The organism is Pseudomonas sp. 10B238 (assembly GCF_000970615.1).
Taxonomy (GTDB): Bacteria; Pseudomonadota; Gammaproteobacteria; order Pseudomonadales; family Pseudomonadaceae; genus Stutzerimonas.
Genome location: NZ_KQ033936.1, coordinates 13,852 through 40,769 on the forward strand (window position 1 = coordinate 13,852; position 26,918 = coordinate 40,769).

The following is a 26,918-nucleotide window of genomic DNA, read 5'->3' on the forward strand; positions in this document are numbered from 1 at the left end:
ACCAGAAGGGGATTTATTCATGTCGGATCATCACACGTACAAGAAGATTGAAATCGTCGGTTCTTCGCGCAATAGCGTTGATGAAGCGATTCAGAACGGTATCGCCGAGGCCAGCAGCAAACTGCAGAACGTCGAGTGGTTCGAAGTCGGCGAGATCCGCGGCCATGTCGAAAACGGCAAGGTCGGCCATTTCCAGGTCACCATGAAGGTCGGCTTCCGTCTCGCGGACAGCTGATCTGCCGTCCAGGCGGCCCGGCAGCGGCTATCCAGCCAGCTGCCTGGGAGGCCGGCTCGCCTCGCCGTGTCAGGCGTGGTCCGTCGGCGCCTCGCCGCGGCTGCGTTCGTAACGTCGTAGCAATGGCTGAGTGCTCAAGCCGTGCAGGACGATGCTCAACACCACCACTGAAATCACCAGTGAGATGATCGCTTCGGCCTCTTCTGGCATCAGGCCGTGGGTGACCGCATAGCTCAGGTAGTACAAGCTGCCGATGCCTCGGATGCCAAACCAGCCGACGGTCAGGCGTTGGGTACGGTCCAGGTAGCGGCTTGGCATCAGCAACCATACGCTCAGCGGCCGGATCACCACGAACAGCGCCAGCGCCAGGGGCACCGCACGCCAGTCCCAGTGCACCGAGACCAACACACCAAGAATCGTCACCAGTAGCACTTCCAGGCTGCGCTCCAGCTGGCCGCCAAAGGTCAGGATGTCACCCACCATCACACCTGCGGCGACCTTGGGTTCGGCGATTTTCTCATTTTCCAGCGGCAGCTCTCGCGGGCTCAGGCCGCCTTCAGCCAAGTGCGGCACCGCGTGGGCGATCAGCTCCTCGGATGGCGTATCTGATTCCTCTGCTGCGTCCTTCTCCGCATGGCGCAACCCCAGGCCGGCGGCGAATACCGCGAGGAAGCCCCAGGCGCCGATCAGCTCGGCGCCGACGTAGGCCAGTGCGATCAGCGCAAGTGCCAGCGAATCGTTCGGCGACATGGATGTATCGGCGTGGCGGGCGCGCAGAAAGATCGCCAGCTTGCCTATAAGCCTGCCGAGCAGATAACCAAACCCCAGGCCAGCCGGTACGGCCCAAACCAGCCGATGCAGCGCCCACTCGCTCACCCAGCCGCTAGCCAGGGTTTCCTGCTCGATCAGCAGCAGGCCGAACACGACGAACGGGAAGGCGGTGCCATCGTTGAAGCCGGCTTCGCCGGACAGGCCGTAGCGGACGTGATCGCTGTCGCGGGAATTGTTTACCTGTACCAGGCTGGCGAGCACCGGATCGGTGGGGGCGAGGATGGCGCCGATCAACACCGAGAGACCCCAGCTGAGCCCGAGCAGGTAATGGCAGAGCGCGGCGACGCCCGCGATGCAGGCGAGCATCACCGGGCCTGCGAGTATGTACGCGCTTCGCCATGCCCGGTGATGCAGCGGCATCCGCAGTTTGAGGCCGCTGACAAACAGTGACACCAGCACCGCGATCTCGGTGAGGTGCTCCATCCAGCTGGCGATGTGCATGAACTCCATCTCCCACAAACCGACGCCGAGCTGGCCGATGAGCAGGCCGAAGCCCAGGTAGATCAGTGACGTGGTGACAGGCAGCCAGCGCAGGTAGGCCGATGCCAGGGCGAGGATCAACAGCAGGATGCCGAGCACGGCCATCCATTCAAGAAAATTCATTCAGTCTTCCGCAAACAAGCGTGACGCGCCGAAGTACGCATGGGCTGCTGTTTTGATCGGCGCGATTGGATGGGGTTCAGCCGCGTTCGTCGAGCGGAACGCCAGCGCGTCCAATGCAGACGCGGCGCTCGCCTTGCCGGCCTCGTGGAAGGCCCGTCGCGGTGGGAGGTGTTGTTTGCGAGTCACCCGCACGGGCCTGCTGTCGAGTGGCCCTTTCACAGGTTGCGCTGGTGCGACGGGGCGCTAGGTGTCGCCCCGATGCATTTTGCTGATCAACGTAGCTCGGCGAGGATCTCGAAGGCGCGGTGGCGGTCGGCGGTTTCGTAAAGGTCGCAGGTGAAGATCAGCTCGTCGGCCTGAGTCTGCTCGAGCAAGACGTCCAGGCGAGCGCGGATCTTTTCCGGACCACCAATCAGGGCCATGCCGAGGAAGCTGCCGACGGCGTCCTGCTCGTGGGGCAGCCATTTGCCCTGCATGCTCGTCACCGGCGGCACCAGCACCAGGCTTTGGCCACGGATCAGCGCGAGGATGCGCTGATAGGCGGTGGTCGCCAAATACTCGGCTTGCTCGTTGGTGTCGGCCGCCATCAGCGGCACGCCGAGCATGACGTACGGCTTGTCCAGCACCTCGGAGGGGCGGAAGTTCTCGCGGTACAGGCGAATCGCGTCGTGCATATAACGCGGCGCGAAATGCGAAGCGAAGGCGTAGGGCAGGCCTTTGGCAGCAGCCAGCTGAGCGCTGAACAGGCTCGAGCCGAGCAGCCAGATCGGGACATTGCTGCCCATGCCGGGCATGGCGATGACGCGTTGGTTGGGCTGGCGCGGACCAAGCAGCAGCTGCAGTTCTTCCAAGTCCGCCGGGAAGTCATCGGCGCTGCCCATGCGGTCGCGGCGCAAGGCATGGGCGGTGAACTGATCGGCGCCCGGTGCGCGTCCCAGGCCCAGCTCGATCCGCCCCGGGTAGAGCGCGTCCAGCGTGCCGAACTGTTCAGCCACCACCAGCGGCGCGTGGTTGGGCAGCATGACGCCGCCCGCGCCCAGGCGAATCCGCGAGGTGCCGGATGCCAGATAACCGATCAGCACCGAGGTGGCGGCACTGGCGATGCCATCCATGTTGTGGTGCTCGGCGACCCAGAAGCGCTCGAAGCCAAGCTTCTCGACATGCTGCGCCAGGGCCAACGAGTTGCGCAGGGCCAGGCCGGCGTCGCCGTCATCTCGGATCGGCGCCAGGTCCAGGGTGGAGAAACGGGTGTGTTCGATACGGGACATCGTCTACCTCTTTGCTGACGGCTGCTCAGTAGCAGTGCTCGGCCTCGGCGCGCGCCAGGACGTTGTGGTCTTCGTCGCGCAGCCAGCCTTGTGGGGTGAAGCCCAGCGAGCGGGCCTGGAATAGGTAACGCCGACCGGGCTGGAAATCGTCGTAGTTGATCACCATGGTGCAGCGCAGGTATTGGGTGTCGCCAAAATCGCCAAAGCCGCCACTGCTGATTTCGAATTCGTAGCGCGCTTCGAGTTCATGCGCACCGGGGCTGACCTGGAAATAGCGCCCATCGGGTGTGCGCTCACCGTCCAGCTGGTCGGACATGAAAATGTCACTGGGTTGAGCGGTCAGCTCGACCCAGGCCATGTTCGGGTCGGGTGCGGGCAGGGGGCCGGCACAGCCGGTCAGGCCGAGCGCCAGCAATGGAGCCAATAACAGACGCATGGTGAATCCTCCGGATAACCGCAGGATCAGCGTCTGCTGTCGCGGTCAGCCAATGAGCCTGAGCCAGATAGTGCTCTTTTTCAACGACTGCACCGCAACAGAACGGTTCACAACAGAACGCTAGCGGGTAGCGACCCCGCCGCAGCCACGCTCAGTGGCCTTGGCCAGCACGCGGTCATGCTGGTCGTAAAGTTTGGCCCAGGGACGGAAGCCGTAGCCGCCAGCCTCCAGCCGATAGCGGGCCCCGGCATTGAAGCTGTCATAGCTCAGGGTCAGGCGGCAGTCGCGTGCCAGCGCTTCGCTGTCGCGACCTACGTCGGCCGGGCCGACTTCGAAGCGATAGCGCATGCCCAGCTGATGGCTGCCCGGCTCGACCTGAAAATAGCGACTGTCGTCGAGCGGCTTGTCATCGACCGCCACGGCTACCAGTTCGGTCTCCCCGTGCGGTGCGAGGTCGACCCAGGCTTGGTTCGGGTCCGGTTTGGGCATCCACATGGCGCAACCGCCCAGACTGGATAGCGCAAGAGCAAGCATCAGGATTCGCATGAAACTGGGTCTCCGATCGGTGTCGGCCTGGCTGTTTGGCACCGGCGTGTTCGGTGTTTGGGTGGACTTCGTTGTAGGCTCCGCGCATCGCCCCGTGGGGCATTTAGCCGGTAAGCGTTTGTTCATGTCGAAGTCGAAAATCGCCGCAGTCGACAACCGCAAGCGGCGCTGGGTTCCCCTGCTGATGGCGGTTGGTCTGAGCGGTTGCAGCAGTTACTACGGGCAACTGGCGGTCGGCCAGCTCGAATTGCTGCGGCAGCGTGAGCCCATTGCAGCGATCATCGACAACCCGCAAAGCGATCCGCTGTTGCGCCAACGACTGACCCTGGCCCTGCAGGCCAGAGGCTTCGCGAGCCGTGCCTTGGCACTGCCGGACAATCGCAGTTATCGGGTCTACGCCGAGCTCCAGCGGCCTTATGTGATGTGGAATCTGTTCGTTGCTGAGGAGTTTTCCGTGGCGCAGCAGACCCAGTGCTTTCCGATAGCCGGTTGTGTGGGTTATCGCGGCTACTACCAGCAGGGCCGCGCCCGCGGCGCTGCGGCACTGCTGCAAGCCGAGGGCTACGACACGTTGGTGGCCGGCGTGCCGGCTTATTCGACCCTGGGCTGGTTCGACGATCCGCTGCTCAGCTCGATGCTGCGCTGGGACGACGATCGGCTGGCCGGGCTGATTTTCCACGAGTTGGCGCATCAGCGGCTGTATGTCACTGACGATACGGCATTCAACGAATCCTACGCCTCCTTTGTCGAGCGGGAAGGGCTGCGGCAGTGGCGCGCCAGTCGTGGGCTGCCGCCGTCCAGCGATGCGCTGCGGGATCAATACGCCGACCTCAGCCGGCTGGCGCTGGCGACCCGCGAGCGCTTGGCTGCGCTCTATGCATCCGGTTTGAGCGAACCGGAAATGCGTGCTGCCAAGGCCGCCGAATTCATGCGCATGCGACAGGCCTATCGGCGGCTGAGAGACGGGCCGTGGAACGGCGATGATCGTTTCGATCGCTGGATTGCCCAGCCACTGAACAATGCCAGCCTGGTTCCCTTCGGCCTCTACGATCAATGGGTGTCTGCCTTCGCTGCGTTGTTCGAGCAGGTCGGCGGCGATTGGCCGCGTTTTCATGCCCAAGTCGCTGCCTTGGGCCGATTGCCCGCCGACGAGCGGAAGCGTCAGTTGGAAGCTCTTCGCTGAGACGCCTTGCCGCTTCGCTTGAACGCCGATGCGGCAAGGTTTCGGGACCAATTGCGCTTCGCTGCATCTGAGCCTGTTCGAAGGGGTTGACTGCTGCCGCTTGTCGACTCTTTGCATGTTCGCTTCACGTTCTACGGAATTCTTTTCCGCTTGCCTCCGTCCCTTTTTTAAGCCGTCAGCTCAGCTGACCCGTGATTAGGCCGTACGGATTCGTACGCCGAACCAATACAAGCCGTTCAAACGGAGGCTCCATGGACAACCTAACCGGCATTCTCGACAACAAGGGCACGCCGCTCGATAAGCAGAAGTTCACCTGGAAGGAAATGGCGGGCAAGCCCATCAGCAAGCTCGACGATGACGCCTTCACCCGGGTGCGCATCATCCTGATGAACGGGATCGAAACCGATGCGTTGCGCCTCAAGCACGGCATCGCCCGTATCACTGGCCAGCTGCGCGGCCCGCTCGCCGAGATCCGCCGAGTCGAGCAACACCAGGCGACCATGGTCAACTGGCTGATCTCCGCCGACCATTCGCCGCTGGAAACCACCGTCGCCTACGAGCAGGTCGCCATCGAAGTGACCGCGGCCGTCGCCCAGACCGAGCCAGACCCCTACCAGGCGCAGACTTACCGCTTCGGCCTGCTGGAAGACTTCGACCACCTGTATCGCTACTCGGCCATGCTCGACCGCCTCGAAGGCAAGGACGCAAACAATATCCTGCAGGGCTATACCGACATCGTCCCAGGCCGGCAGACCTCCGAGCACCACCGTCATCCGGACAACGATCTGCGCGAAAGCTATGCCAAGGAGCAGGCAGATCTCATCACCAAGATTCACGCGGCCATGATCACCGCGGCTGAGTACCAGACCCACGACTACTACATGAACATCGGCCCGCTGTTCGCCGACCCGCTGGCGCGTCAGCTGTATGCCGAAATTGCGTCGGTCGAAGAGCAGCACGTCACCCAGTACGGATCGTTGGCCGACCCCCAGGAATCCTTCATGGAGAAGTGGCTGGTCCACGAGGCGATGGAGGTTTATGCCTATGCCAGCTGTGCCGAGCAGGAAACCAACCCGCGCATCAAGGCCATGTGGGAGCGCTTCCTCGATTACGAGCTTGGCCACCTGAACATCGCCTGCGAGCACTTCAAGAACATCGAGCGTCGCGATCCGGCGGAGATTCTCGGCGGCCCGTTGCCGAAGATGATCGAGTTCAAGAGCCAGCGTGAGTTTGTGCGCCAGGTGCTTGCCGCCGAGGTCAACCTGCGCACCAGCGGCACCCAGTACGTCGACAAGAGCCAGGAGCCGCAGAACTCCCTGGATTATCGGGCCCAGCTCAATTCCGAAGGCATCGCCTCGAACATCGTGTCGGCCGGTTACCAATGGGCACCGGGCGGTGAACTCATGCAGATGCGCAAGGCTTCCTGAGGAGAACAGACATGGCAACTTCAGCAAAACTGGGCACCAATTTCACCGGCGTGCAGATGTCCCCGAAGGACACCAAGCGCCTGCTCGATGCCGTCAACGAGATCCACCCGGACGTCCCGGGCGATTCCAAGGGCATGATGCTCGAACGCACGACCCGCGCCGAGGAAGCCGATCGCATCGGCTCGGTGCCGGTCCCGGGTTCGGCCAAAGGCATGCTCAAATCCACCTTCGACATGGCGCTGGGCAAGAGCCCGGAGCTGCTGGTCGACAAGCTCGGCGAGCGTCTGGCCTTCGAGCGCAGCGGCGTGCGCATGTATGACGCCATGATCGCCAAGGCCAAGGGACTCGAAACCGCCCAATCGGACCTGGTCCAAGTGCTGCAGCACATCCGTGACGAAGAGTTCGAGCACATGAACATGGTCGCGGAAGCGATCGAAACCCTGGGTGCCGACCCGACTGCGCAGACGCCCTGTGCCGACATCGTCGGCGTCAAGTCCATGGGCGTGATGCAGGTGCTGACCGACCCGCGGACGAACGTTGCCCAGGGCATCAATGCCTTGCTGACGCTGGAGCTTGAGGACAACGCCGCCTGGGAGCTGCTGATCGAGCTGGCCGAGGCCGGTGGTCACCCGCGCATCGCCAAGGGCTTTCATAAGGCCAAGGCGCAGGAAGACGACCATGTGGTGAAGATCAAGTCGCTCCTGCGCAAGGACCTGCTCAGCCAGGTGCAATGAGTACTGCGTGCGCTTCAAACCTTGGCGCGCCTTAGGGCGCGTCTTTTTTTTGGGCGCAGCGTTACTCGGGCACTTCCGATGCATTGTTTAGTGCATAAGCAAATGAATTCTTATTCTTTATAGTGAAGATTCTGTGGGCGATAGACTCGCCGCTCAGCGACCATCGAGAGGCCATCCTATGCGGCGCGGAGCGTTCCACTATCTGATCGTGCCCGGCTGGCATGGCTCGCCTGACGACCATTGGCAGAGCCACTGGCAGCGCATCCTGCCCAACAGTCGGCGCATCGAGCAGGCCGACTGGATGCAGCCGCAACGTCCCGACTGGGTGACCGAACTGCATCGCGGAATCGTCGCGGCATCAGCGCCGGTGGTGCTGATCGCGCACAGCCTCGGCTGTCCCACCGTCGCGCACTGGGTGGCGCAGGCGTCGCCCGAGGCGTTGCGGTGCGTTGAGGGTGTATTGCTGGTCGCGCCTGCGGATGTGGAGCGACCGGGGTGCCCTGAGCCACTGCGCAACTTCGCTCCGCTGCCCCTGGTGCCGTTGCCATTTCCCAGCGTGCTGGTGGGGTCCGACAACGATCCCGCCGCCAGCGCCGACCGGGCGCGGGTCATGGGTGAAGCCTGGGGCAGCGAAGTGACCGTGCTCAGTGGGGTAGGGCATATCAACGTGGAGTCTGGTCATCATCGCTGGGAGGAAGGGCTGGCCTTTCTCCATCGTCTGCAATCGCTGATCAGCGAGCAGGCGCAACGGCGCGCTTGATGGTACCCAGATAGGTGGAACTCTTCTCATCCACCTGGCCATTGCTCGGTGGATCGAAGAAGCGTGATCCACCCTACGACCCCAAGCCTCAGCAAGTAGGGTGGGCTTTAGCCCACCACTTGCACGGGAGCAACCCAGCGCTGGCAAAGCCCGAAGGGCAGATGACGCTTTATTCATCCACCGTTGGCCTCTGCTCGGTGGATCGGTGAAGCGCGATTCACCCCACAAAGGCTGAGCCTCACATCGAGCAGCTCGACCGTAGGGTGGATGACGTTTTTCATCCACCGTTGGCCTCTGCTCGGCGGACCGGTGAAGCGCGATTCCCCTACAAAGGCTCAGCCTCACCAGCGAGCGACTCGACCTCAATCCAGGGCGAACCGGCGTCATTCGTTACACTCTCATGCTCCACCGCCGCCATTGAGCAGTTGCATGCCCAGCTCCGCACCATCCGACACCGCTGCATCCCTTCCCCTTGTGCTTGCCGGGCCCATGCTGCGCCGGCTCGACGCGGGGCGGCTGGTGCTCTGGCTGGTGGCCCGCGAGCCCCTGTCATTGCGCCTGATGCTGCAGCCCGAAGGTGACGCGTCGCGTTTGCTGGCGTTGGAAGGGGAGGCCTGCCGTCGGCTGCGCATCGGCACCTCGGCCTGGCTGCATCTGATTGATGTCCACCTCGATACGCCGCTGCCGGTCGACCGACTGATCGAATACGACCTGCTAATCAGCGGACAGGGCGTCGAGCAGGGCATCGCTCAATGGGCGCCGCACCTGATCCACGAAGGCTGCGACCGGCCGGCCTTCGTCGTCCGCTCGCGCTATGACGATCTACTGCACGGCTCCTGTCGCAAGCCCCATCACGCGTCTTCGGATGGGCTGGTGACCGTCGATTCGCTGATCAAGGATGTACGCCACGCGCCCGAGCGCTGGCCGGCCGCGCTGCTGATGACCGGAGATCAGGTGTACGCCGATGATGTGGCGGGCCCAATGCTGGTCGCCATCCATGCGCTGATCCGCCGGCTCGGCCTATACGGCGAATGCCTGGAGGGCGCGACCGTGGCCAACAGCGATGAGCTGATGACGCATCCGGCCACTTATTATCAGCGCGAGCAGCTGTTGCCGGCGTTCCAGTCCAACGAGGCGCTGCGCGAGCGCTTCTTTGGTGGTGTCGAGAAACCGGTATTCACCACCTCCAGCGCGCATAACCATCTGGTGACGCTGGGCGAAGTCCTGGCCATGTACCTGCTGGTCTGGTCACCGGTGCCCTGGACGCTGATCGAGCTACAGGCGCCGCCGCTGGACGAGGATATGGCCCAGCGTTACGCCCGCGAAGCCGAGTGCATCGACGCGTTCCGCCAGGGGTTGCCGCAGGTGGCACGCGGACTGGCACATCTGCCGTCGCTGATGATCTTCGACGACCACGACATCACCGATGACTGGAACCTCAGTGCGCGCTGGGAGGAGACCGCCTACGGCCATCCCTTCTCACGACGCATCATCGGTAATGCGCTGCTGGGTTATTTGCTGTGCCAGGCCTGGGGCAATGCGCCGGATGCCTGTGTCACGTCGTTGCAGACGGTCGAGGCATTGTTGGCAAGCGGCGAGGACGGCCAGCTCGACTGTGCGCTGCATGATCAAGTGGTGGACGAGGTGTTGCAGCGCGGTGATTGGGGCTATGTCATCGCCAGCGAACCGGCGCTGGTGGTGCTCGACACCCGCACCCGCCGCTGGCGCAACGAGCGCAACCTGAGTCGGCCTTCGGGCCTGATGGATTGGGAGGCGCTCACCGATCTGCAACAGCACATCCTCGATCATCGCTCGGTGGTCATCGTCTCGCCGGCGCCGATGTTCGGGGTGAAGCTGATCGAAACCGTGCAGCGCGTGTTCAGCTGGGCCGGGCTGTCATTGTTGGTCGATGCGGAAAACTGGATGGCGCACCGCGGCGCCGCCCAGGTCATGCTCAACATCTTTCGTCACACCCGCACGCCGGGCAACTACGTTGTTCTCTCCGGTGATGTGCATTACTCCTTCGCCTACGAGGTGCATGTACGCGGCCGGGCGGAAGGGCCGAAGATCTGGCAGATCACCAGCAGCGGCGTGAAGAACGAATTTCCACGCCGTCTGTTGGACCTGTTCGATCGCCTCAATCGCTGGTTGTATTCACCGCGCTCGCCCCTGAACTGGTTCACCAAACGCCGACGCGTGCGCGTCCAGCCGTGGCTGCCCAGCCGCAGCAAGTCCGGTGAGCGGTTGTGGAACGGCTCGGGGATCGGGCGCGTCCGCCTGGATGCCGAAGGTCGCCCGGCACGGGTGGAGCAGATCAACGCCGACGGCTCGCCCCCGGTGACCTTCGCGCCTGAACGCGAGTAGCGTGAATCAGCTGAACGCGGCCCGCAACGCTGGCAGGGTCGCGTAGTAGTAGGCCGGCGACTCGGCCATCAGCTCGGCGTGGCTGCCAAAGCCGTAGCCCACGCCGACCGCCTGCAAGCCGTTGCGGTGTGCGCCGATCAGGTCGTGCTTGCGGTCGCCGATCATCAAGGTGTGTTCGGGATCGAGCCTTTCTTCGGTGATCAGGTGGGCAATCAGCTCGACCTTGTTTGTGCGGGTGCCGTCCAGCTCACTGCCGTAGATGACCTTGAAATGATGATCGAAGGCGAAATGCCGAGCGATCTCGCGGGCGAACACCGAGGGTTTCGAGGTCGCGACATAGAGCGTCCGACCCTGACCGCGCAGGTGCTCGAGCATCTCCAATACGCCGTCGAATAGCAGGTTCTCGTACAGGCCGACCGTCTTGAACCGCTCGCGGTAATGGCCCACCGCTTCCCAGGCGCGCGCTTCGTCGAAGCCATAGAACTCCATGAAGGCTTGCAGCAGCGGCGGCCCGATGAAGGGCTCGAGCCTGGTCAAATCCGGCTCGTCGATGCCGAGCTTGGCCAGCGCATGCTGGATCGAGCGGGTGATGCCCTCACGCGGATCGGTAAGGGTGCCGTCGAGGTCGAAGAGGATGGTCGAATGATGCATGAAGTCGAGCCCGCTGCTAGGTGGCCGCCGATTGTCCCGCACTCGGCGCGCGGCCGGCAAACCCGAGCCCTGGCAATCTCGGCAACTGGCAACTGGCAACTGGCAACTGGCAACTGGCAACTGGCAACCGGCAAGCGTGGGCTCGGCGCAATGGATCAGCGGACAGCGCCTCAAGGCGTCTGGCGGGATGTTTCCTTGAACCTCGCCATGATCGCCAGCAAGCTGGCTCCTACGGATCACCAATCCTCTGCGAAATCTGGAATTCGATCCCGGATTGGATCAGCAACCGCGCCAGAGTCGCAGGGCCTTGAACAGACGCGTGAGCATGGCACTGCTTTTCGTAGGAGCCAGCTTGCTGGCGATCCGCTACGAACACATCAGTCAGCGTACGCCTGCTCCAGATGCTGATCCTTCAGTTTCACGTAATTACCCGCGGTATAGCTGAAGAAGCTGCGCTCCTTGTCGGTCAGCGGGCGGGCTTGTTTCGCCGGGCTGCCGACGTAGAGGTAGCCGCTCTGCAGGGTCTTGCCCGGCGGCACCAGGCTGCCAGCGCCAATGATCACCTCGTCCTCGACCACCGCGCCATCCATCACGATCGAACCCATCCCCACCAGGATGCGGCTGCCCAGGGTGCAGCCATGCAGGGTGACCTTGTGCCCGACCGTCACCTCATCACCGATGGTCAGCGGGAAGCCGTCCGGGTTGAAGGGGCCGGCGTGGGTGATGTGCAGGACGCTGCCATCCTGGATGCTGCTACTTTGGCCGATGCGGATGCGGTGCATATCGCCGCGGATCACGGTGAGTGGCCAGACCGAACTGTCCGCGCCGATCTCGATATCGCCGATAAGCACCGCGCTGGGGTCGACGAAGACACGCTCGCCCAAGATGGGCGTGTGGCCCTGGTAGGTTCGGATGCTCATGAATTGCTCCTTTAGCTCGAAGATTGGGCGGTTTCTAGTGGACAGGGCCAACGGCGGAACTGCTGCCGGGCCGGAAGAATTCGCCTGGGGTGGCGCCGAATTGTTCGCGAAAGGCCGCGATGAAGGCCGACAGGGATTCATAGCCGCAGCCCAGCGCGACGTCGGTGACTCGCTCGCCTCGCTCGAGTGCCGGTAGTGCGCTGAGCAGCCGCAAGCGCTGGCGCCAGGCGCGGAAGGTCAGCCCGGTTTCGCGGAGGAACAAGCGGCTCAGGGTGCGTTCCGAGACCCCCAGGGTTCGGCTCCAGTCAGCCAGCCCTTCCTGCGACTCCGGTTGCGCCTGCAGACTCTTGCACAGCCGATGCAGGCGCGGCTCGGTCGGCAGCGGCAGGACCAGCTCGACTTCCGGGGCGGATCCCAGCTGGTCCAGCAGCACCTGTACCAGACGACCTTCGGCGCCGTCCTCGGCATAGGCTTCAGGCAGCGTGCTGAAATGTCGAATCAGCTCGCGCAACAAGGGGCTCACCTGCAGCACGCGGCAATGCTCCGGCGCATGGCTGACCACGCTGCGATCGATGTACAGGCTGCGAATGCAGGTGTCCGGCGCGCAGAACACCTGATGGGTGATGCCGGCGGGAATCCATACTGCGCGCAGCGGCGGCGCGATGAAGCGGCCGCTGTCGGTGCGCACCTCGAGCACACCCTCGACCGCATGGGACAGCTGAACCCAAGGATGGCTGTGACGGTAGCCAAGCTTGAGGTTGGGCGGCGAGTCGAGCTGTCCATAGACGGGGCGCGGCAATGCTTTGAGCTCGCCCAGGCGGGTGATCAATGCGGCTTCTTGTCCGATTGGCGACATTTCGTGCCTGCTTGGCGTTAGTCGGAAGGTTGCGCCCACGTTAAGGTCGATTCCTGTCACCCGCAAGCCCTAAGGAATAGTGTTCATGGCCAAGCTCCGCATCCTCTTCGATAACTTCACGCTCGCCTTGCTGGCTGTGGTCGCCATCGCCACGGTGTTTCCCTGCGAAGGCCGAGGAGCGGTGTTCTTCGAGTGGCTGACGGCGGCCGCCATCGCGCTATTGTTCTTCATGCACGGCGCCAAATTGTCCCGTGAGGCCATCCTCGCTGGCGCCGGCCACTGGCGCCTGCACCTGCTGGTCTTCGCCTGCACCTTCGTCATGTTTCCGCTGCTGGGGCTGGCGCTCAAGCCGGTGTTGACGCCGATGGTCGGGGACGAGTTGTACCTGGGCATCCTCTACCTCTGCGCGCTGCCGGCTACGGTGCAATCGGCCATCGCCTTCACTTCACTGGCGCGCGGCAACGTCCCGGCGGCGATCTGCAGTGCTGCCGCATCCAGCCTGATCGGCATCTTCCTCACGCCGCTACTGGTGCTGTTGCTCATGGGCGTGGAAGGTGAGAGCGGCTCGACGCTGGATTCCATCGGCAAGATCGTCCTGCAGCTGCTGGTGCCCTTCATCGCGGGGCAGGTCGCACGGCGTTGGATCGGTGCCTGGGTCACGCGCAACAAGACCTGGCTGAAGACGGTCGATCAAAGCTCCATCCTGCTGGTGGTCTACACCGCGTTCAGCGGCGCGGTGGTCGATGGCCTCTGGCAGATCGTGCCGCTGGGCCATTTGATGGGGCTGGTGGTCGCCTGCTGCCTGTTGCTAGCAATCGTCCTGTGGCTGACCAGCGTGCTGGCCAAGGTGTTTGGCTTCAACCTTGAAGACCGCATCACCATCCTCTTTGCCGGCTCGAAGAAGAGCCTGGCCACTGGCGTGCCGATGGCCCAGGTGCTGTTCGCCACCAGCGCGGTCGGGATGATCATCCTGCCGCTGATGATCTTTCATCAGATCCAGCTGATGGTCTGCACGGTGCTGGCGCAGCGCTACGCGCGCCGTCCCGAGCTGCCTGTGGAGTCGCCTGCGGCTCAGTAGAGCCGCTATCGGGCACGCATCCACTGCAATACATGGGTGCCCGCTTGCTGCGGATCCACACCGCAGCAACTTTGAACCCGTAGGAGCCAAGGGGACGCCTAGTCCTTGCTGGCGATCCGCGTTCGGAACACGACGCTGCCGGAAGCCGCACACCTTTGATCGCGAGCAAGCTCGCTCCTACGGGAGCTGTGCGGCGGGGGACCGCGTTGCAGGAGACCTTCGCAATGGCAGCTTCTTTGGCGCCACCTGGCTCCGCTATCCGGCGCGCCCCGTTGCAATATGTTGGAGCCAGGGGGGCCATTCCTTACTGGCGATCCGCGGTGGCGGAACACAACGCAGCCGGAAGCCGTACGCCTCTGATCGCGAGCAAGCTCGCTCCTACAGGAGCTGTGCGGCGGGGGACCGCGCTGAAGGAAACTGTCGTAGTCGCGGCGTCGTAGAGTCACCTGTCCCGGCTATACCGCGAGCTCCGTTGCAGGCTGTAGGAGCCAGGGGGACGTCCAATCCTTGCTGACGTACGCGGTGGCGGAACACAACGCAGCCGGGAAGCAGCGCACCTTAGATCGCGAGCAAGCTCGCTCCTACAGAAGCTGTGCGGCGGGAACCCGCGCTGCAGGAAACCGTCGCAGTTAAGCAGCCACTCGGCGTGGGCGAGGCGGGTTCGATGATGCCGCGTGGCGGCGCGCATTCTTGATCGTATAGACCCTGCGGTTTCGTTATCCATAGCGCCACGCTATCGATCCGTTTGCTGGCTGCGCGGTCGGGCAATTGTCTTTAACATGCTCAGCTGATCACTTATTCAAAAAGGGGCAAATGCCGTGACCGATACCAACCCGCTGCTTCGGGAATTCGACCTGCCGCCTTATTCCGAGATCCGACCCGAGCACGTCGAGCCGGCGGTGGATGCCGTCCTCGGTGACAACCGTGTCGCCTTGCAGGAACTGCTCAGCCGCCCGGCCGAAAGCCTCGACTGGAGCACCCTGGTGGTGGGCCTGGACGAAATGAACGAGCGCCTCAGCCGTGCCTGGGGCCCGGTCAGCCATCTCAATGCCGTGCGCAACAACGCTGAGTTACGCAGCGCCTATGAGGCCTGCCTGCCGAAGCTGTCCGCCTACGCTACCGAGCTGGGCCAGAACGCCGACCTGTTCGCCGCCTATCAGGCGTTGTCGCTCAGCCCGGAAGCCGACGGCTTCGATGTCGCGCAGAAGACAATTCTCGAACACGCGCTGCGCGACTTCCGTCTGTCCGGCATTGATCTGCCGCCCGCCGAACAGCAGCGCTTCGGCGCGATCCGCATGAAGCTCGCCGAGCTGGGCAGCACCTTTTCCAACCAGCTGCTCGACGCCACCCAGGCCTGGACCAAGCACGTCACCGACGAAAGCCTGCTGGCTGGCATCACCGATTCGTCCAAGACGCAGATGGCGGAGGCCGCCAAAGCCAAAGAGCTGGATGGCTGGCTGATCAGCCTGGAATTCCCCAGCTACTTCGCCGTGATGACCTACGCCGACAACCGTGCGCTGCGCGAAGAGGTCTATGTCGCCTATTCCACCCGCGCCTCCGATCAGGGACCGAACGCCGGTCAGTTCGACAACGGCCCGGTGATGGAGCAGATCCTCGACCTGCGGCAGGAGCTGGCCAAGCTGCTGGGTTTCGGCAATTACGCCGAGCTGTCGCTGGCGACCAAGATGGCCGAGAGCACCGATCAGGTGCTGGGTTTCCTGCGAGATCTGGCCAAGCGCAGCAAGCCGTTCGCCGAGCGCGACCTCAAGGAGCTGCGCGCCTTTGCCGCCGAGCAGGGCGTTAGCGACCTGCAGAGCTGGGACGTCAACTACTTCGGCGAAAAGCTGCGCCAGGCCCGTTACAGCCTGAGCCAGGAAGAGCTGCGCGCCTACTTCCCGGTGGATAAGGTGCTGTCCGGCCTGTTCGCCATCGTCAAGCGCCTCTACGGCATTGAAATCCACGAGCTAGAAGACTTCGACAGCTGGCACCCGGACGTTCGCCTGTTCGAGATCCGCGAGAAGGGCGAGCACGTCGGTCGCTTCTTCTTCGACCTCTATGCGCGGCCGAACAAGCGTGGCGGTGCCTGGATGGATGGCGCGCGCGACAAGCGCCGTACCTGCCTGGGCACGCTGCAAACGCCGGTGGCTAACCTGGTCTGCAACTTCACTCCACCAGTAGGCGAGCGCCCGGCGCTGCTGACTCACGATGAAGTGACCACGCTGTTCCACGAGTTTGGCCATGGCCTGCATCACCTGCTGACCCAGGTCGAACATGCCGGCGCCTCGGGCATCAACGGTGTGGCCTGGGATGCGGTGGAGCTGCCGAGCCAGTTCATGGAGAACTGGTGCTGGGAGCCGGAAGGACTTGCGTTGATCTCCGGTCATTACCAGACCGGCGAGCGCCTGCCGCAGGACAAGCTGGACCAAATGCTGGCGGCAAAGAACTTCCAGTCCGGGCTGGTGATGGTGCGGCAGCTGGAGTTTTCGCTGTTCGACTTCGAACTCCACGCCACCCACGGCGACGGCCGCAGCGTGCTCGAAGTGCTGGAAAGCATCCGTGACGAAGTCTCGGTGATGCGTCCGCCGGCCAGCAATCGCTTCCCCAACAGCTTCGCGCACATCTTTTCCGGCGGTTACGCGGCCGGTTACTACAGCTACAAGTGGGCCGAAGTCTTGTCCTCCGACGCCTTCTCGCGCTTCGAGGAAGAGGGCGTGTTCAACGCCGATACCGGTCGTGCCTTCCGCGACGCCATTCTGGCGCGCGGTGGTTCGCAGGAACCCATGGTGCTGTTCGTCGACTTCCGCGGCCGCGAGCCATCTACCGACGCGCTGCTGCGTCATCTAGGCCTGACCGAGGAAGTGGCATGAGCGACGAGCCGAAGGTAACCACCAAGCGCTTTATCGCCGGTGCCGTGTGCCCGGCGTGCAGCGCCAGCGACAGCATCAAGATGTGGGACGTCGACGGCGTTCCCCACCGCGAGTGCGTGGAGTGCGGCTACGCCGACACCCTCAACGCCCAGGGCCAGTCGGTGCCCTCGGAACTGGGGACGCGGGTTAACAAGGCCAAGCCGAAGGCGGCTGATCCGCAGGTGCAGTCGGTACAGTTCTTCCCCAACCCGAAGCTGAAGAAAAAACCCGACTGACCGACTGGAGCATCGCCATGTGGCATATCACCTGTGGCGATCTCGCCGCCGACAGCGTCCGGCAACTGCTGGCCGAGGGCAATGAGCTCCGCGTTCTGCGCGACGACTTGGCGGTCGGGCCGCTCGCGGATATCGAATCCCCGCCATGCGAAACACGCATGGCGTTCTGGGAGGGCGTCTGGCCTGTCGGCTTGGAGCCTCGTCCGGATTTCTCGGGCATTGCCAGCGATGCTGAGTGGCTGGCGCGGCTGCCCGATCAGCCGCGGCAGATTACGGTCTGGCATGGCGACAGCGCCTCCGAACAGCTGATGTTGGCGCGGGTGGCGGCGGCTCTGGAAGGCTCAGCGATACCGCTGCATGAGGTCACCTGCGGCACCGGTGACAGCCGAGTCGGTACACGCATGGCGGTGTCCATGCATGCGCCGGATGCCCTTGCAGCGCTCTACCAACCTCGCCTCGTTGCGCCTGCTCGCATCGCCGAACTCGCTGGTCAATGGCGGGCCGCCGTCAAAGAGAGCGCAGCGATACGTCGCTGGGTCGACGGGCGTTTCGTCGGTGAAGACCACTCGCGGATCGACAGCGAGCTGCTGTCGGCCTGCGGCAATGACTGGATGCCGCTCGCCCGCGCCATGGCCGAGGTGATGAGTCATTGCGACGGCTTCTTCGCGACAGACCTGTTCCTCTACTGGCGCGCCCGTGAGCTGGCGAAACGTGGTGTCATTGAGCTCAGCGACGGAGCTGAAGCCGAGTACAGCCAGGTGCAGGTGCGCCGCGCTTCAGGCATGTGATGTCCGCCGGTGGGCTTGGGGTTTGTCGCCTGACCTACGGTAGATGCCGCTTTTTACATCCACGATCGCTCCTGCATGAGACATCAGTGGTCGCTCGCGGGGCGGTGGAGCGACAAGGCGCGATCCACCCTACGCGACGGGAGGTGCGGCGACATTGCAGAGGCTTTGTCGTATTCTGATACTGTATCCATATACAGTATTTCGGAGCCTTCAATGTTCCCGCCGAAAAGCACGCCGCGCGGCCGCGGCACCGCGATCAACCCGGATAATCGTTTCGCCCCGACCACTAGCGAGGCGTATGACGACGGCTGGGAACAGGACGTGCCGCTGACCCGCGCCACCGAGGTACGGTTCGAGACGGCCAAGAGCGTGCTGACCCGCAACCAGTCGCCGGACGTTGGCTTCGACCGCTCGGTCAATCCCTATCGCGGCTGTGAGCACGGCTGCATCTACTGTTTTGCGCGGCCCAGCCATGCCTATTGGGACATGTCGCCGGGGATCGATTTCGAGACGCGGCTGATCGCCAAGACCAACCTGGCCGAACGCCTCGAGCAGGAGCTGAGCAAGCCTGGCTACGTGCCCCAGCCCATTGCGCTGGGCGTGAATACCGATGCGTATCAACCCATCGAACGCGAACAGCAGCTGACCCGCCGTGCGCTGGAAATCCTGCTGCGCTTCAAGCATCCGGTGCACATCATCACCAAGGGTTCGCTGGTGCTGCGCGATTTGGATCTGCTGGTGCCACTGGCCGAGCAGCGACTGGTCAGCGTCTCGGTCAGCCTGACCACGCTGGACGATGAGCTCAAACGCATCATGGAGCCGCGCGCGGCGTCGCCTTCGGCGCGGCTGCGGGTGTTGCGCACCTTGCATAAGGCGGGTGTGCCGGTCAGCGTGATGTGCGCGCCGATGATTCCGATGATCAACGACATGGAGCTGGAGCGCATGCTCGAAGCCGCGCGGGAGGCCGGCGCGCGCTCGGCTGGCTACGTGCTGCTGCGGTTGCCTCACGAAGTCGCCACGCTCTTCGACGAATGGCTGCAGGAGCATTTCCCGCAACGTGCCGCTCACGTCATGAGCCTGGTACGGCAGTCGCGCGGCGGCAAGGATTACGACAGCCGTTTCGGCAGCCGCATGCGTGGAGAAGGACAGTTCGCGCAATTGCTGGCGCAGCGCTTTCAGCTGGCCTGTAAGCGGCTGGGCTACAACCGTCGTGACCAGAACTACGGGCTCGATTGCAGCCGCTTCGCTCCCCCCGGGCAGCAGATGAATCTGCTCTAGTCAGGACCGGGCCGTAGGGCAGTTCACCGGAACTATACGAAGCGCTCGGCGCACCAATCCAGATATCGCTGCGGCGCCGGTATGGTCCGGCGCGCATTCGCATCTGGAGGCAAGGTGGACTGGATCGATCTTCTGCAATGGCCGGCAATGGTGGTCACGGTGTTGGCAGCGTGGCTGATCGGCTCGCTCAAACCGCAACGGCGAACGGTGGGGTTCTGGTGCTTCCTGCTCAGCAACCTGCTCTGGGTCATCTGGGGCTGGTATGCCGAGGCCTGGGCGTTGATCACGCTGCAGGTGTGTCTGGCGCTGATGAACATTCGAGGCGTGAAGAAGAACGACCATTCCGCGGAGGCAGAGGCCAGCGTTTGATCGACTAAATTGCCAGTCTCGGATCGCTGTCTATACTCCGATCGTAAGCGTACCGATTGAATCCGACTGCGCGTGCAAAGCGAGGACTGGCAACCAGGAATTGGGGGGAGCCAGATCGGAGCGTGGTCAGGCTGTCGTAGCGAGCGTTTTGCGCTGCTCTGCGGCCGGACAGGCGGTCGGCGGGATAACAAGAACCATAAGGGGAACCCGCAATGTCGCGACATCCACGAGCCTGGATGGGGATTGGATTGTGTTCGCTATTCGGTCAGGCCCATGCGGCCTGGGACTTGAATATGCGTTCCGGTGCCACAGACGTCAGTCGTTCCGTTTTCGATCTGCACATGACCATCTTCTGGATCTGCGTGATCATCGGCGTGCTGGTGTTCGCGGTGATGTTCTGGTCGATGTTCGCCCACCGCCGCTCCAAGCGGCTGCAATCGGCGCACTTCCACGAAAACACCAAGGTCGAGGTGCTCTGGACCATCATTCCGTTGCTGATCCTCGTCGCCATGGCGGTACCGGCCACCCGCACGCTGATCCACATCTACGACTCCAGCGAATCGGACGTGGATATCCAGATCACTGGCTATCAGTGGAAGTGGCACTACAAGTACCTAGGGGAAGATGTCGAGTTCTTCAGCAACCTCACCACCCCGCGTGAACAGATCAACAACCTGGCGCCCAAGGGCGAGCACTACCTGCTGGAAGTGGACGAGCCTCTGGTAATTCCCGTTGGCGCCAAGGTGCGCTTCCTGATCACCGCAGCAGACGTCATCCATTCCTGGTGGGTGCCGGATCTGGCAGTGAAGAAGGACGCCATCCCAGGTTTCATCAACGAGTCCTGGACCCGGGTCGACCAGCCTGGCATCTACCGCGGCCAGTGCACCGAACTCTGTGGCAAGGACCACGGCTTCATGCCGGTGGTGGTGGAGGTCAAATCCCAGGAGGACTACGCCACTTGGCTCGGCGAGAAGAAGGCCGAAGCTGCCAAGCTCGCCGAACTCACCAGCAAGGAGTGGACGCTCGAAGAGCTGACCGCACGTGGCGAGAAGGTCTACCAGACCAACTGTGCCGCCTGTCACCAGGCATCAGGCGAAGGGCTGCCGCCGATGTTCCCGGCACTCAAGGGCTCGCCCATCGCCACGGGTGATGCGGAAAACCACATCAGCATCGTTGTGAAAGGCTCACCGGGTACCTCAATGCCGGCCTTCGGCCCGCAGCTGTCGGAAGTCGACATCGCCGCAGTGGTGACCTACGAGCGTAACGCGTGGGGCAACGATACGGGTGACATGGTCACGCCGAAAGACGTGCTCGTCTTCAAACAGGCCGAAGAAGCCACCCAGTAAGAGGATCAGGCGATGAGTGCAGTGATCGACGATCATGGTCATGCCGGGCATGACCATCACCACGGCCCGGCCAAGGGGCTCTCACGCTGGCTGCTGACCACCAATCACAAGGACATCGGCTCGATGTACCTGTGGTTCAGCTTCTGTGCCTTCCTGCTGGGCGGCTCGATGGCGATGGTGATTCGCGCTGAGCTGTTCCAGCCGGGCTTGCAGATCGTGCAGCCGGAATTCTTTAACCAGATGACCACCATGCACGGCCTGATCATGGTCTTCGGCGCGGTGATGCCGGCCTTCGTCGGCCTGGCCAACTGGATGATCCCGCTGATGATCGGCGCGCCGGACATGGCCCTGCCACGGATGAACAACTTCAGCTTCTGGCTCTTGCCGGCTGCGTTCGGTCTGCTGGTCAGTACCTTGTTCATGGAGGGCGGCGGGCCCAACTTCGGCTGGACCTTCTACGCGCCACTGTCGACGACCTACGCACCGGAATCGGTGACCTTCTTCATTTTTGCCATTCACCTTATGGGCATTAGTTCGATCATGGGGGCGATCAACGTTGTCGCGACCATCCTCAACCTTCGTGCACCGGGCATGACGCTGATGAAGATGCCGCTGTTCGTCTGGACATGGCTTATCACCGCCTTCTTGCTGATTGCGGTAATGCCGGTGCTGGCGGGCGTGGTAACGATGATGCTGATGGACATCCACTTCGGAACCAGCTTCTTCAGCGCCGCCGGCGGTGGTGATCCGGTGCTGTTCCAGCACGTGTTCTGGTTCTTCGGTCACCCCGAGGTGTACATCATGATCCTGCCGGCATTCGGCGCGGTCAGCTCGATCATCCCGGCGTTTTCGCGCAAGCCGTTGTTCGGCTACACCTCAATGGTCTATGCCACAGCCGCGATCGCCTTCCTCTCGTTCATCGTCTGGGCGCACCACATGTTCACCGTCGGCATCCCGCTGACCGGCGAGTTGTTCTTCATGTACGCCACCATGCTCATCGCGGTGCCCACCGGGGTGAAGGTGTTCAACTGGGTCTCGACGATGTGGCGGGGGTCGCTGTCCTTCGAGGCGCCGATGCTGTTCGCCGTGGCCTTCGTCATCCTCTTCACCATCGGCGGCTTTTCCGGATTGATGCTGGCCATCGCCCCGGCTGACTTCCAGTACCACGACACCTACTTCGTGGTGGCGCACTTCCACTACGTACTGGTGCCGGGTGCGATCTTCGGCATCTTCGCTTCGGCCTACTACTGGCTGCCGAAGTGGACCGGCCACATGTACGACGAAACCCTGGCCAAGCTGCATTTCTGGATGAGCTTCATCGGCATGAACCTGGCGTTCTTCCCGATGCACTTCGTTGGGCTAGCCGGCATGCCGCGACGGATCCCGGACTACAACATGATGTTCGCCAACTTCAACATGGTTTCGAGCATCGGCGCGTTCATGTTCGGCGCAACCCAACTGCTGTTCCTCTTCATCGTCATCAAATGCATCCGCGGCGGCCCGGCTGCCGCAGCCAAGCCCTGGGACGGTGCAGAGGGTCTGGAGTGGAGCGTGCCGTCACCGGCGCCGTACCACACCTTCAGTGTCCCGCCGGACATGCATCAACTCCACGAACACCGCACGGGGCCGAAGGATGATTAGGGCACAAGCCGCTAAAGGCTGGAGGCCGGAGGCTGGGCTTTGGGTGGCCTCGACGGGCTGCGCCGTGGCTATTGGACGCGTGGTCGGTGGTGCCGTTGGTGGGCTGAAGCCCACCCTACATGGCGCCTGGCATTACCAGAAATCCGGAGGGGCCGGTCAGCGCTCCGCTTCAGCACGCCATAGCGGCCCGGTAGGGTGGGCTTCAGCCCACCGGAGTGGTTATGAACAGGGTGAGGCGGCGCCTGACGAAAAGCTCTGTACGAGGCGGGTGCCATGAGCGATTCCTTGCCCATACCCCGCCTGGTACGCCGACTGCTGCTGTTGGTCGTGGCGATGTTCGCCTTCGGCTTCGCCCTGGTGCCGATCTACGACGTCATGTGCAAGGCGTTCGGCATCAACGGCAAGACGGCGGGGGCCTACCAAGGGGTGCAGACGGTGGATGAAGACCGCGAGGTGCGGGTTCAATTTCTTGCCACCAATGCGTCAGGGATGGTCTGGGAATTCAAGCCGGTGGCTGACCAGCTCAGTGTTCATCCCGGCGCCAGTCGTGAAATGCGTTTCATCGCCTACAACCCGACGGACAAACCGATGACCGCCCAGGCGGTGCCCAGCGTGTCGCCGTCCAAGGCGGCGGCTTTTTTTCACAAGACCGAATGCTTCTGCTTTACCCAGCAAGTGCTGCAACCCGGTGAGCGCATCGAAATGCCGGTGCGTTTCATCGTCGACCGTGATCTGCCTGCGGATGTGCGTCACCTGACGCTCGCTTACACCCTGTTCGACATCACGTCTCGCCAACCTCCCGTCGCCGTCGTTTCCCAGGCGTCTTTGGTGGTGGCCAAGGAGAGTCTGCAATGAGCCAACAGACCACCACGCACGAGAATTATTACGTCCCCGCCCAGAGCAAATGGCCAATCGTCGGGACCGTGGCGCTGCTGACCACGGTGTTCGGCCTGGGCAGCTGGTTCAATGACCTCAAGGCCGGTCGCGACGAGATCAGCGGGCCGGTGATCTTCTTTGTCGGCGCACTGCTGATCGCCTACATGATGTTCGGCTGGTTTGGAGCAGTCGTCCGTGAAGGTCGAGCAGGCCTGTACAGCGCGCAGATGGATCGCTCGTTCCGCTGGGGCATGAGCTGGTTCATCTTTTCCGAGGTGATGTTCTTTCTCGCATTCTTCGGGGTGCTGTTCTATATCCGGTACTGGGTCGGCCCCTGGCTCGACGGTGACGGTGACAAGGGCGTCAGCGCCATGCTCTGGCCGAACTTCGAGTACAGCTGGCCGCTGCTGAACAACCCGGACCCGAGGTTCTACCCCGCGCCGTCCGGCACCATCAGCCCTTGGGGGCTGCCGCTGATCAACACCATCCTGCTGGTGACGTCCAGCTTCACCCTGACCTGGGCTCATCACGCCCTGCGCAAGGGTAACCGCAAGCAGCTCAAGCTTGGGCTGGGCCTGACCGTGCTGCTGGGTGCCGCCTTCCTGGTCCTGCAGATCGAGGAGTACATCCACGCCTATACCGAGCTTGGACTGACGCTGGGCTCGGGCATCTACGGCGCAACCTTCTTCATGCTCACGGGCTTCCACGGTGCCCACGTGACGATGGGCGCGATCATCCTGACGGTCATGCTGGTACGCAGCTTTCGCGGCCATTTCACACCTGAGCAGCATTTCGGTTTCGAGGCTGCAGCCTGGTACTGGCATTTCGTGGATGTGGTGTGGATTGGCCTGTTCGTCTTCGTTTACGTGATTTAGCGCGATCAGGCGCCAAAACCGGGCTGCAACTGGCCGCTATAAAAGCCCCATGCGATCAGGGCGACAGTCATTGCGGTGAGGGAGACACGAACGAAGAGGGCCGTGAGCACACGTGATGTACGGCCCTCATCCTTGACGAGAAAGAACAGACCACTGAACAGACTGACCAGTGTGGCTACTAATAACAGAACAATCGCCGCCTTGAGCATGAGCGGGTCCGCCGTGACAGGTGACTGGGGGTAAGTGGGGGTGCAGTATAGCCAGCCGGATCAATACGCCGCGGGGCCGGGTATGAGCGGCTTCAAGCCGGGCGTCATACCTACACTTGTGGTGCTGTGCCTGTTGCCATTTCTGGTCTGGCTGGGTTTCTGGCAGCTGGAACGCGCCGACCAGAAGCGCGACATGCTGGCGCGTCAGGAGGCACGCGAAGCCGCAGCGCCATTGGGGCCGGAGCAGATCGAAACTCTCCAGGACCCCGCCTACGCGCGCATTAACTTGCAGGGCAGCTTCGACGCTGAGCACAGCTTCCTGCTGGATAGCCGCACCCGCGACGGCCGGGTCGGCGTCGAACTGTTGCAGCCGTTTCAGGATCAGCCCAGCGGCCGTTGGGTGCTGGTCAACCGCGGCTGGCTGCCCTGGCCGGACCGGCGCATCCCACCGAAATTCGACACCCCGGATCGTCCCCTGAAGCTGTCTGCGTGGGTGTACGCGCCGTCAGGCGAGCCGTTCATTCTCAACCGACGCATGGCAGAAGGCTGGCCGCGGCTGATCAACCACGTCGAGGTTGAGGACATCTGGCAGTTGCTCGACCGTGACGGCATTAAATACCAGCTGCGGCTGGAACCGGGCCCGGCAGCGTATCGCGCCGATTGGCCGGTGACCTTCATGCAGCCGCAGCAGCACGTCGGCTATGCAGTGCAATGGTTTGCGCTGGCAGCGGCATTGCTGGCGTTGTTCATCTACTTCGGCGTGCATCAGGCACGGGGGAGCAAGCAGTGACCGCGATGAATCCGACCTACAAGCCTGCACCGGCGCAGCGGCGCCGGGGGCGTTTGCAACTGCTGCTGATCTTCGCCGTTGTGATTGGCCCCATGCTGCTGGCAAGCGCGATGTACCGCTTCGGTTTCTGGGTGCCTGAAACCCGCACCTATGACGGCGCGCTGGTCGCTACTGGGCAAGGCCGCGACGCCCTGGGTATCAACGCGCCGGTCGCCGCCGAGCCGCGCTGGGAACTGCTGGTTACGGCGCCGGATGGCTGCGCCGAAGACTGCCAGCAGCTGGTCTATCTGGCGCGGCAAATCAACATCGGCCTGGCCCGCGAAGCCGGTCGGGCCAGCCACGCCATCGCCAGTGCTCAGCCTTTAGCGGCCGATTACGCCCAGCGTTTGCAGCGCGAGTATCCACAGCTGCAACGCTACTCCCTGGATCCCAACGTATACGGCGCGAATCCTGATCTACCGGATGGTGCACAGCTGTGGATTGTCGACCCGCACGGCAATCTGGTGCTGCGCTATGACAGCAAAGCCAATGGCAAGGCGATCCTCGACGACCTCAAGTACCTGCTGAAAATTTCCCAGATCGGTTGATCCAAGGCACTCGGCCGCCTCGCTGGAGTCCCAGAAAGGCTGCCCAAGGAGAACCAGATGGCAAAACCCGGCTACCGCCTCGCCCTTGTCGCCACGCTATTGGCTGTCGTGGTGGTGCTGCTCGGCGCCTATACACGGTTGACCCATGCCGGCTTGGGCTGCCCGGACTGGCCCGGTTGCTACGGATTTCTCAGCGTCCCTATGAGCGAGGACAAGCAGAGTCTGGCCGCTATGCGCTTCCCGGATGCCCCGCTGGAGGTACACAAGGGCTGGAACGAGATGGTGCACCGCTATTTCGCCGGTGCGCTGGGGCTGGTCATCCTTGGGCTCGCAGTGCAGGCGCTGCGCCGCCGCGCCGAGCCGGGACAGCCGCTCAAGCTTCCCTTGCTGCTGCTCGCGGTGGTCATCGCTCAGGCGGCATTCGGCATGTGGACCGTCACCCTGCAGCTCTGGCCTCAGGTGGTCACCGCGCACCTGCTGGGCGGCTTCACCACCTTGAGCCTCTTGTTCCTGCTGACGCTGCGCCTGTCCGGCCGGAGGCCGGCGATGCCGAGCGTGCCGGGCAGGCTCAAAACCTTCGCGCTGATCGGCATGCTCGCGGTAATCGTCCAGGTGGCGCTGGGCGGCTGGGTCAGCAGTAACTACGCGGCGGTGGCCTGTACCGATTTCCCAACCTGCCATGGCCAGTGGTGGCCGCAGATGGATTTCGCCAATGCGTTCAACCTGACTCATCACGACATCGGCCCGAATTACCTCGGCGGGATGCTTTATGGCGAGGCCCGAACCGCCATCCATCTGACGCATCGGCTCGGCGCGCTCACGGTGACGCTGATTCTGCTGGCGCTGGCCTGGCAGCTCTGGCGTCACGGCCTGTCGCGTCTGGCCGCGATGCTTGTCGCCGCCCTGGCCCTGCAGATCGCGCTGGGCATCAGTAACGTGCTGCTCAATCTCCCGCTGGCCGTTGCGGTCGCCCATAACGGCGGCGGTGCGCTGCTGCTGCTGGTAACCGTGCTGATCAACCATCGCCTGCGCCTGGCCCCATCGGTTGACGCCGTACAGGCGCCTCAGCCGCATCTGAATTCGAACACGACGAGCAGGCTCGACCTGCCTCGCGCATAAGGAGAA

Annotated in this window: 28 protein-coding genes; 20 read left to right on the forward strand and 8 right to left on the reverse strand. The window is 63.1% G+C overall.

Annotated features, from left to right (window positions below; genetic code table 11):
• Positions 1-19: 19 nt before the first annotated feature.
• On the forward strand, positions 20-235 hold the full coding sequence (locus RT21_RS15400; protein ID WP_045422835.1) for a dodecin: 216 nt from the start codon (positions 20-22) through the stop codon (positions 233-235).
• Between the two features lie 69 nt (positions 236-304).
• Here RT21_RS15400 and RT21_RS15405 read toward each other — a convergent pair whose 3' ends face one another.
• The 4 genes from RT21_RS15405 to RT21_RS15420 form a co-directional block, all read right to left on the reverse strand.
• Positions 305-1,669: a cation:proton antiporter gene (locus RT21_RS15405; RefSeq protein ID WP_046163416.1), complete on the reverse strand. Its 1,365-nt coding sequence runs from the start codon at positions 1,667-1,669 to the stop codon at positions 305-307.
• Positions 1,670-1,941: 272 nt separating this feature from the next.
• On the reverse strand, positions 1,942-2,937 hold the full coding sequence (locus RT21_RS15410; protein WP_046163417.1) for an LLM class flavin-dependent oxidoreductase: 996 nt from the start codon (positions 2,935-2,937) through the stop codon (positions 1,942-1,944).
• A 25-nt stretch (positions 2,938-2,962) separates the two neighbouring features.
• Positions 2,963-3,373: a PA0061/PA0062 family lipoprotein gene (locus tag RT21_RS15415; protein ID WP_046163418.1), complete on the reverse strand. Its 411-nt coding sequence runs from the start codon at positions 3,371-3,373 to the stop codon at positions 2,963-2,965.
• Positions 3,374-3,493: 120 nt separating this feature from the next.
• Positions 3,494-3,919 (reverse strand): PA0061/PA0062 family lipoprotein, encoded by a 426-nt coding sequence (locus RT21_RS15420; protein ID WP_046163419.1) that lies wholly within the window; start codon positions 3,917-3,919, stop codon positions 3,494-3,496.
• A 124-nt stretch (positions 3,920-4,043) separates the two neighbouring features.
• Between RT21_RS15420 and RT21_RS15425 the strand changes: the two genes are divergently transcribed.
• The 5 genes from RT21_RS15425 (at position 4,044) to RT21_RS15445 (ending at position 10,387) form a co-directional block, all read left to right on the forward strand.
• Positions 4,044-5,102: an aminopeptidase gene (locus tag RT21_RS15425; RefSeq protein WP_046163571.1), complete on the forward strand. Its 1,059-nt coding sequence runs from the start codon at positions 4,044-4,046 to the stop codon at positions 5,100-5,102.
• Positions 5,103-5,353: 251 nt separating this feature from the next.
• Positions 5,354-6,529, forward strand: coding sequence for a hypothetical protein (locus tag RT21_RS15430; RefSeq protein ID WP_046163420.1), 1,176 nt, complete (start codon positions 5,354-5,356; stop codon positions 6,527-6,529).
• A gap of 11 nt (positions 6,530-6,540) precedes the next feature.
• The gene (locus tag RT21_RS15435; RefSeq protein ID WP_045422821.1) at positions 6,541-7,263 is read left to right on the forward strand and encodes a ferritin-like domain-containing protein; all 723 of its coding nucleotides are present in this window, start codon (positions 6,541-6,543) and stop codon (positions 7,261-7,263) included.
• 178 nt (positions 7,264-7,441) lie between these two features.
• A complete protein-coding gene (locus RT21_RS15440) occupies positions 7,442-8,023 on the forward strand; it encodes an RBBP9/YdeN family alpha/beta hydrolase (protein WP_046163421.1) in 582 nt (193 codons plus the stop codon).
• A 429-nt stretch (positions 8,024-8,452) separates the two neighbouring features.
• On the forward strand, positions 8,453-10,387 hold the full coding sequence (locus RT21_RS15445) for a metallophosphoesterase family protein (protein ID WP_177327096.1): 1,935 nt from the start codon (positions 8,453-8,455) through the stop codon (positions 10,385-10,387).
• Between the two features lie 6 nt (positions 10,388-10,393).
• Here RT21_RS15445 and RT21_RS15450 read toward each other — a convergent pair whose 3' ends face one another.
• Entirely contained in the window at positions 10,394-11,038 is a 645-nt protein-coding gene (locus RT21_RS15450; RefSeq protein WP_046163422.1) for an HAD family hydrolase, read from the reverse strand.
• On the opposite strand from RT21_RS15450, the gene RT21_RS15455 reads away from it, so the two are divergent.
• Positions 11,037-11,237 (forward strand): hypothetical protein, encoded by a 201-nt coding sequence (locus tag RT21_RS15455; RefSeq protein ID WP_046163423.1) that lies wholly within the window; start codon positions 11,037-11,039, stop codon positions 11,235-11,237. The two genes, RT21_RS15450 and RT21_RS15455, sit on opposite strands and share 2 nt — an antisense overlap.
• 178 nt (positions 11,238-11,415) lie before the next feature.
• Here RT21_RS15455 and RT21_RS15460 read toward each other — a convergent pair whose 3' ends face one another.
• Complete coding sequence (locus RT21_RS15460) at positions 11,416-11,958, reverse strand: gamma carbonic anhydrase family protein (RefSeq protein WP_046163424.1); 543 nt, start codon at positions 11,956-11,958, stop codon at positions 11,416-11,418.
• A 34-nt stretch (positions 11,959-11,992) separates the two neighbouring features.
• Positions 11,993-12,814: an AraC family transcriptional regulator gene (locus tag RT21_RS15465; RefSeq protein WP_046163425.1), complete on the reverse strand. Its 822-nt coding sequence runs from the start codon at positions 12,812-12,814 to the stop codon at positions 11,993-11,995.
• A gap of 85 nt (positions 12,815-12,899) precedes the next feature.
• Here RT21_RS15465 and RT21_RS15470 point away from each other — a divergent pair, with 85 nt between their 5' ends.
• The 10 genes from RT21_RS15470 to RT21_RS15515 all read left to right on the forward strand — a co-directional run bounded on the left by RT21_RS15470 (position 12,900) and on the right by RT21_RS15515 (position 24,207).
• Positions 12,900-13,892: a bile acid:sodium symporter family protein gene (locus tag RT21_RS15470; protein WP_046163426.1), complete on the forward strand. Its 993-nt coding sequence runs from the start codon at positions 12,900-12,902 to the stop codon at positions 13,890-13,892.
• Positions 13,893-14,710: 818 nt separating this feature from the next.
• Entirely contained in the window at positions 14,711-16,759 is a 2,049-nt protein-coding gene (gene prlC / locus RT21_RS15475; RefSeq protein WP_046163427.1) for an oligopeptidase A, read from the forward strand.
• Complete coding sequence (locus tag RT21_RS15480) at positions 16,756-17,034, forward strand: YheV family putative zinc ribbon protein (protein ID WP_046163428.1); 279 nt, start codon at positions 16,756-16,758, stop codon at positions 17,032-17,034. The genes prlC and RT21_RS15480 overlap by 4 nt, the downstream gene beginning before the upstream one ends.
• A gap of 17 nt (positions 17,035-17,051) precedes the next feature.
• On the forward strand, positions 17,052-17,822 hold the full coding sequence (locus RT21_RS15485; protein ID WP_046163429.1) for a DUF1835 domain-containing protein: 771 nt from the start codon (positions 17,052-17,054) through the stop codon (positions 17,820-17,822).
• A 213-nt stretch (positions 17,823-18,035) separates the two neighbouring features.
• Positions 18,036-19,100, forward strand: a complete 1,065-nt coding sequence (locus RT21_RS15490; protein ID WP_046163430.1) for a PA0069 family radical SAM protein — start codon at positions 18,036-18,038, stop codon at positions 19,098-19,100.
• An 81-nt stretch (positions 19,101-19,181) separates the two neighbouring features.
• A complete protein-coding gene (locus tag RT21_RS15495) occupies positions 19,182-19,469 on the forward strand; it encodes a hypothetical protein (RefSeq protein ID WP_234463451.1) in 288 nt (95 codons plus the stop codon).
• 212 nt (positions 19,470-19,681) lie between these two features.
• A complete protein-coding gene (gene coxB / locus RT21_RS15500) occupies positions 19,682-20,815 on the forward strand; it encodes a cytochrome c oxidase subunit II (RefSeq protein WP_046163431.1) in 1,134 nt (377 codons plus the stop codon).
• A gap of 12 nt (positions 20,816-20,827) precedes the next feature.
• Positions 20,828-22,456, forward strand: a complete 1,629-nt coding sequence (gene ctaD / locus RT21_RS15505; RefSeq protein ID WP_045422798.1) for a cytochrome c oxidase subunit I — start codon at positions 20,828-20,830, stop codon at positions 22,454-22,456.
• Positions 22,457-22,729: 273 nt separating this feature from the next.
• Positions 22,730-23,311, forward strand: coding sequence for a cytochrome c oxidase assembly protein (locus tag RT21_RS15510; protein ID WP_046163432.1), 582 nt, complete (start codon positions 22,730-22,732; stop codon positions 23,309-23,311).
• Entirely contained in the window at positions 23,308-24,207 is a 900-nt protein-coding gene (locus tag RT21_RS15515; protein WP_045422794.1) for a cytochrome c oxidase subunit 3, read from the forward strand. The genes RT21_RS15510 and RT21_RS15515 overlap by 4 nt, the downstream gene beginning before the upstream one ends.
• 5 nt (positions 24,208-24,212) lie before the next feature.
• Here the strand turns inward: RT21_RS15515 and RT21_RS15520 are convergent, their stop codons facing one another.
• Positions 24,213-24,416 carry a twin transmembrane helix small protein gene (locus RT21_RS15520; RefSeq protein ID WP_045422792.1) on the reverse strand — a complete coding sequence of 68 codons (204 nt, stop codon included), beginning with the start codon at positions 24,414-24,416 and terminating at the stop codon, positions 24,213-24,215.
• A gap of 82 nt (positions 24,417-24,498) precedes the next feature.
• Between RT21_RS15520 and RT21_RS15525 the strand changes: the two genes are divergently transcribed.
• The 3 genes from RT21_RS15525 to RT21_RS15535 are packed head-to-tail and all read left to right on the forward strand — an operon-like array spanning position 24,499 to position 26,912.
• Complete coding sequence (locus RT21_RS15525) at positions 24,499-25,206, forward strand: SURF1 family protein (protein WP_045422790.1); 708 nt, start codon at positions 24,499-24,501, stop codon at positions 25,204-25,206.
• A 5-nt stretch (positions 25,207-25,211) separates the two neighbouring features.
• Positions 25,212-25,793 (forward strand): hypothetical protein, encoded by a 582-nt coding sequence (locus RT21_RS15530; RefSeq protein ID WP_046163433.1) that lies wholly within the window; start codon positions 25,212-25,214, stop codon positions 25,791-25,793.
• Between the two features lie 57 nt (positions 25,794-25,850).
• Positions 25,851-26,912 (forward strand): COX15/CtaA family protein, encoded by a 1,062-nt coding sequence (locus tag RT21_RS15535; protein ID WP_046163434.1) that lies wholly within the window; start codon positions 25,851-25,853, stop codon positions 26,910-26,912.
• The last annotated feature ends 6 nt before the right edge of the window (positions 26,913-26,918 follow it).

Bases quoted from the DNA above. Each gene is read 5' to 3' on its own strand.
- RT21_RS15420 (WP_046163419.1), bottom strand. From the start codon at position 3,919: ATGCGAATCCTGATGCTTGCTCTTGCGCTATCCAGTCTGGGCGGTTGC.
- RT21_RS15400 (WP_045422835.1), top strand. From the start codon at position 20: ATGTCGGATCATCACACGTACAAGAAGATTGAAATCGTCGGTTCTTCG.
- RT21_RS15470 (WP_046163426.1), top strand. From the start codon at position 12,900: ATGGCCAAGCTCCGCATCCTCTTCGATAACTTCACGCTCGCCTTGCTG.
- RT21_RS15440 (WP_046163421.1), top strand. From the start codon at position 7,442: ATGCGGCGCGGAGCGTTCCACTATCTGATCGTGCCCGGCTGGCATGGC.
- coxB (WP_046163431.1), top strand. From the start codon at position 19,682: ATGTCGCGACATCCACGAGCCTGGATGGGGATTGGATTGTGTTCGCTA.
- RT21_RS15450 (WP_046163422.1), bottom strand. From the start codon at position 11,038: ATGCATCATTCGACCATCCTCTTCGACCTCGACGGCACCCTTACCGAT.
- ctaD (WP_045422798.1), top strand. From the start codon at position 20,828: ATGAGTGCAGTGATCGACGATCATGGTCATGCCGGGCATGACCATCAC.
- RT21_RS15410 (WP_046163417.1), bottom strand. From the start codon at position 2,937: ATGTCCCGTATCGAACACACCCGTTTCTCCACCCTGGACCTGGCGCCG.
- RT21_RS15460 (WP_046163424.1), bottom strand. From the start codon at position 11,958: ATGAGCATCCGAACCTACCAGGGCCACACGCCCATCTTGGGCGAGCGT.
- RT21_RS15445 (WP_177327096.1), top strand. From the start codon at position 8,453: ATGCCCAGCTCCGCACCATCCGACACCGCTGCATCCCTTCCCCTTGTG.
- RT21_RS15520 (WP_045422792.1), bottom strand. From the start codon at position 24,416: ATGCTCAAGGCGGCGATTGTTCTGTTATTAGTAGCCACACTGGTCAGT.
- RT21_RS15480 (WP_046163428.1), top strand. From the start codon at position 16,756: ATGAGCGACGAGCCGAAGGTAACCACCAAGCGCTTTATCGCCGGTGCC.
- RT21_RS15405 (WP_046163416.1), bottom strand. From the start codon at position 1,669: ATGAATTTTCTTGAATGGATGGCCGTGCTCGGCATCCTGCTGTTGATC.
- RT21_RS15530 (WP_046163433.1), top strand. From the start codon at position 25,212: ATGAATCCGACCTACAAGCCTGCACCGGCGCAGCGGCGCCGGGGGCGT.
- RT21_RS15415 (WP_046163418.1), bottom strand. From the start codon at position 3,373: ATGCGTCTGTTATTGGCTCCATTGCTGGCGCTCGGCCTGACCGGCTGT.
- RT21_RS15485 (WP_046163429.1), top strand. From the start codon at position 17,052: ATGTGGCATATCACCTGTGGCGATCTCGCCGCCGACAGCGTCCGGCAA.
- RT21_RS15430 (WP_046163420.1), top strand. From the start codon at position 5,354: ATGGACAACCTAACCGGCATTCTCGACAACAAGGGCACGCCGCTCGAT.
- RT21_RS15495 (WP_234463451.1), top strand. From the start codon at position 19,182: ATGGTCCGGCGCGCATTCGCATCTGGAGGCAAGGTGGACTGGATCGAT.
- RT21_RS15455 (WP_046163423.1), top strand. From the start codon at position 11,037: ATGAAGTCGAGCCCGCTGCTAGGTGGCCGCCGATTGTCCCGCACTCGG.
- RT21_RS15435 (WP_045422821.1), top strand. From the start codon at position 6,541: ATGGCAACTTCAGCAAAACTGGGCACCAATTTCACCGGCGTGCAGATG.
- RT21_RS15525 (WP_045422790.1), top strand. From the start codon at position 24,499: ATGAGCGGCTTCAAGCCGGGCGTCATACCTACACTTGTGGTGCTGTGC.
- RT21_RS15425 (WP_046163571.1), top strand. From the start codon at position 4,044: ATGTCGAAGTCGAAAATCGCCGCAGTCGACAACCGCAAGCGGCGCTGG.
- RT21_RS15515 (WP_045422794.1), top strand. From the start codon at position 23,308: ATGAGCCAACAGACCACCACGCACGAGAATTATTACGTCCCCGCCCAG.
- RT21_RS15465 (WP_046163425.1), bottom strand. From the start codon at position 12,814: ATGTCGCCAATCGGACAAGAAGCCGCATTGATCACCCGCCTGGGCGAG.
- RT21_RS15535 (WP_046163434.1), top strand. From the start codon at position 25,851: ATGGCAAAACCCGGCTACCGCCTCGCCCTTGTCGCCACGCTATTGGCT.
- RT21_RS15490 (WP_046163430.1), top strand. From the start codon at position 18,036: ATGTTCCCGCCGAAAAGCACGCCGCGCGGCCGCGGCACCGCGATCAAC.
- RT21_RS15510 (WP_046163432.1), top strand. From the start codon at position 22,730: ATGAGCGATTCCTTGCCCATACCCCGCCTGGTACGCCGACTGCTGCTG.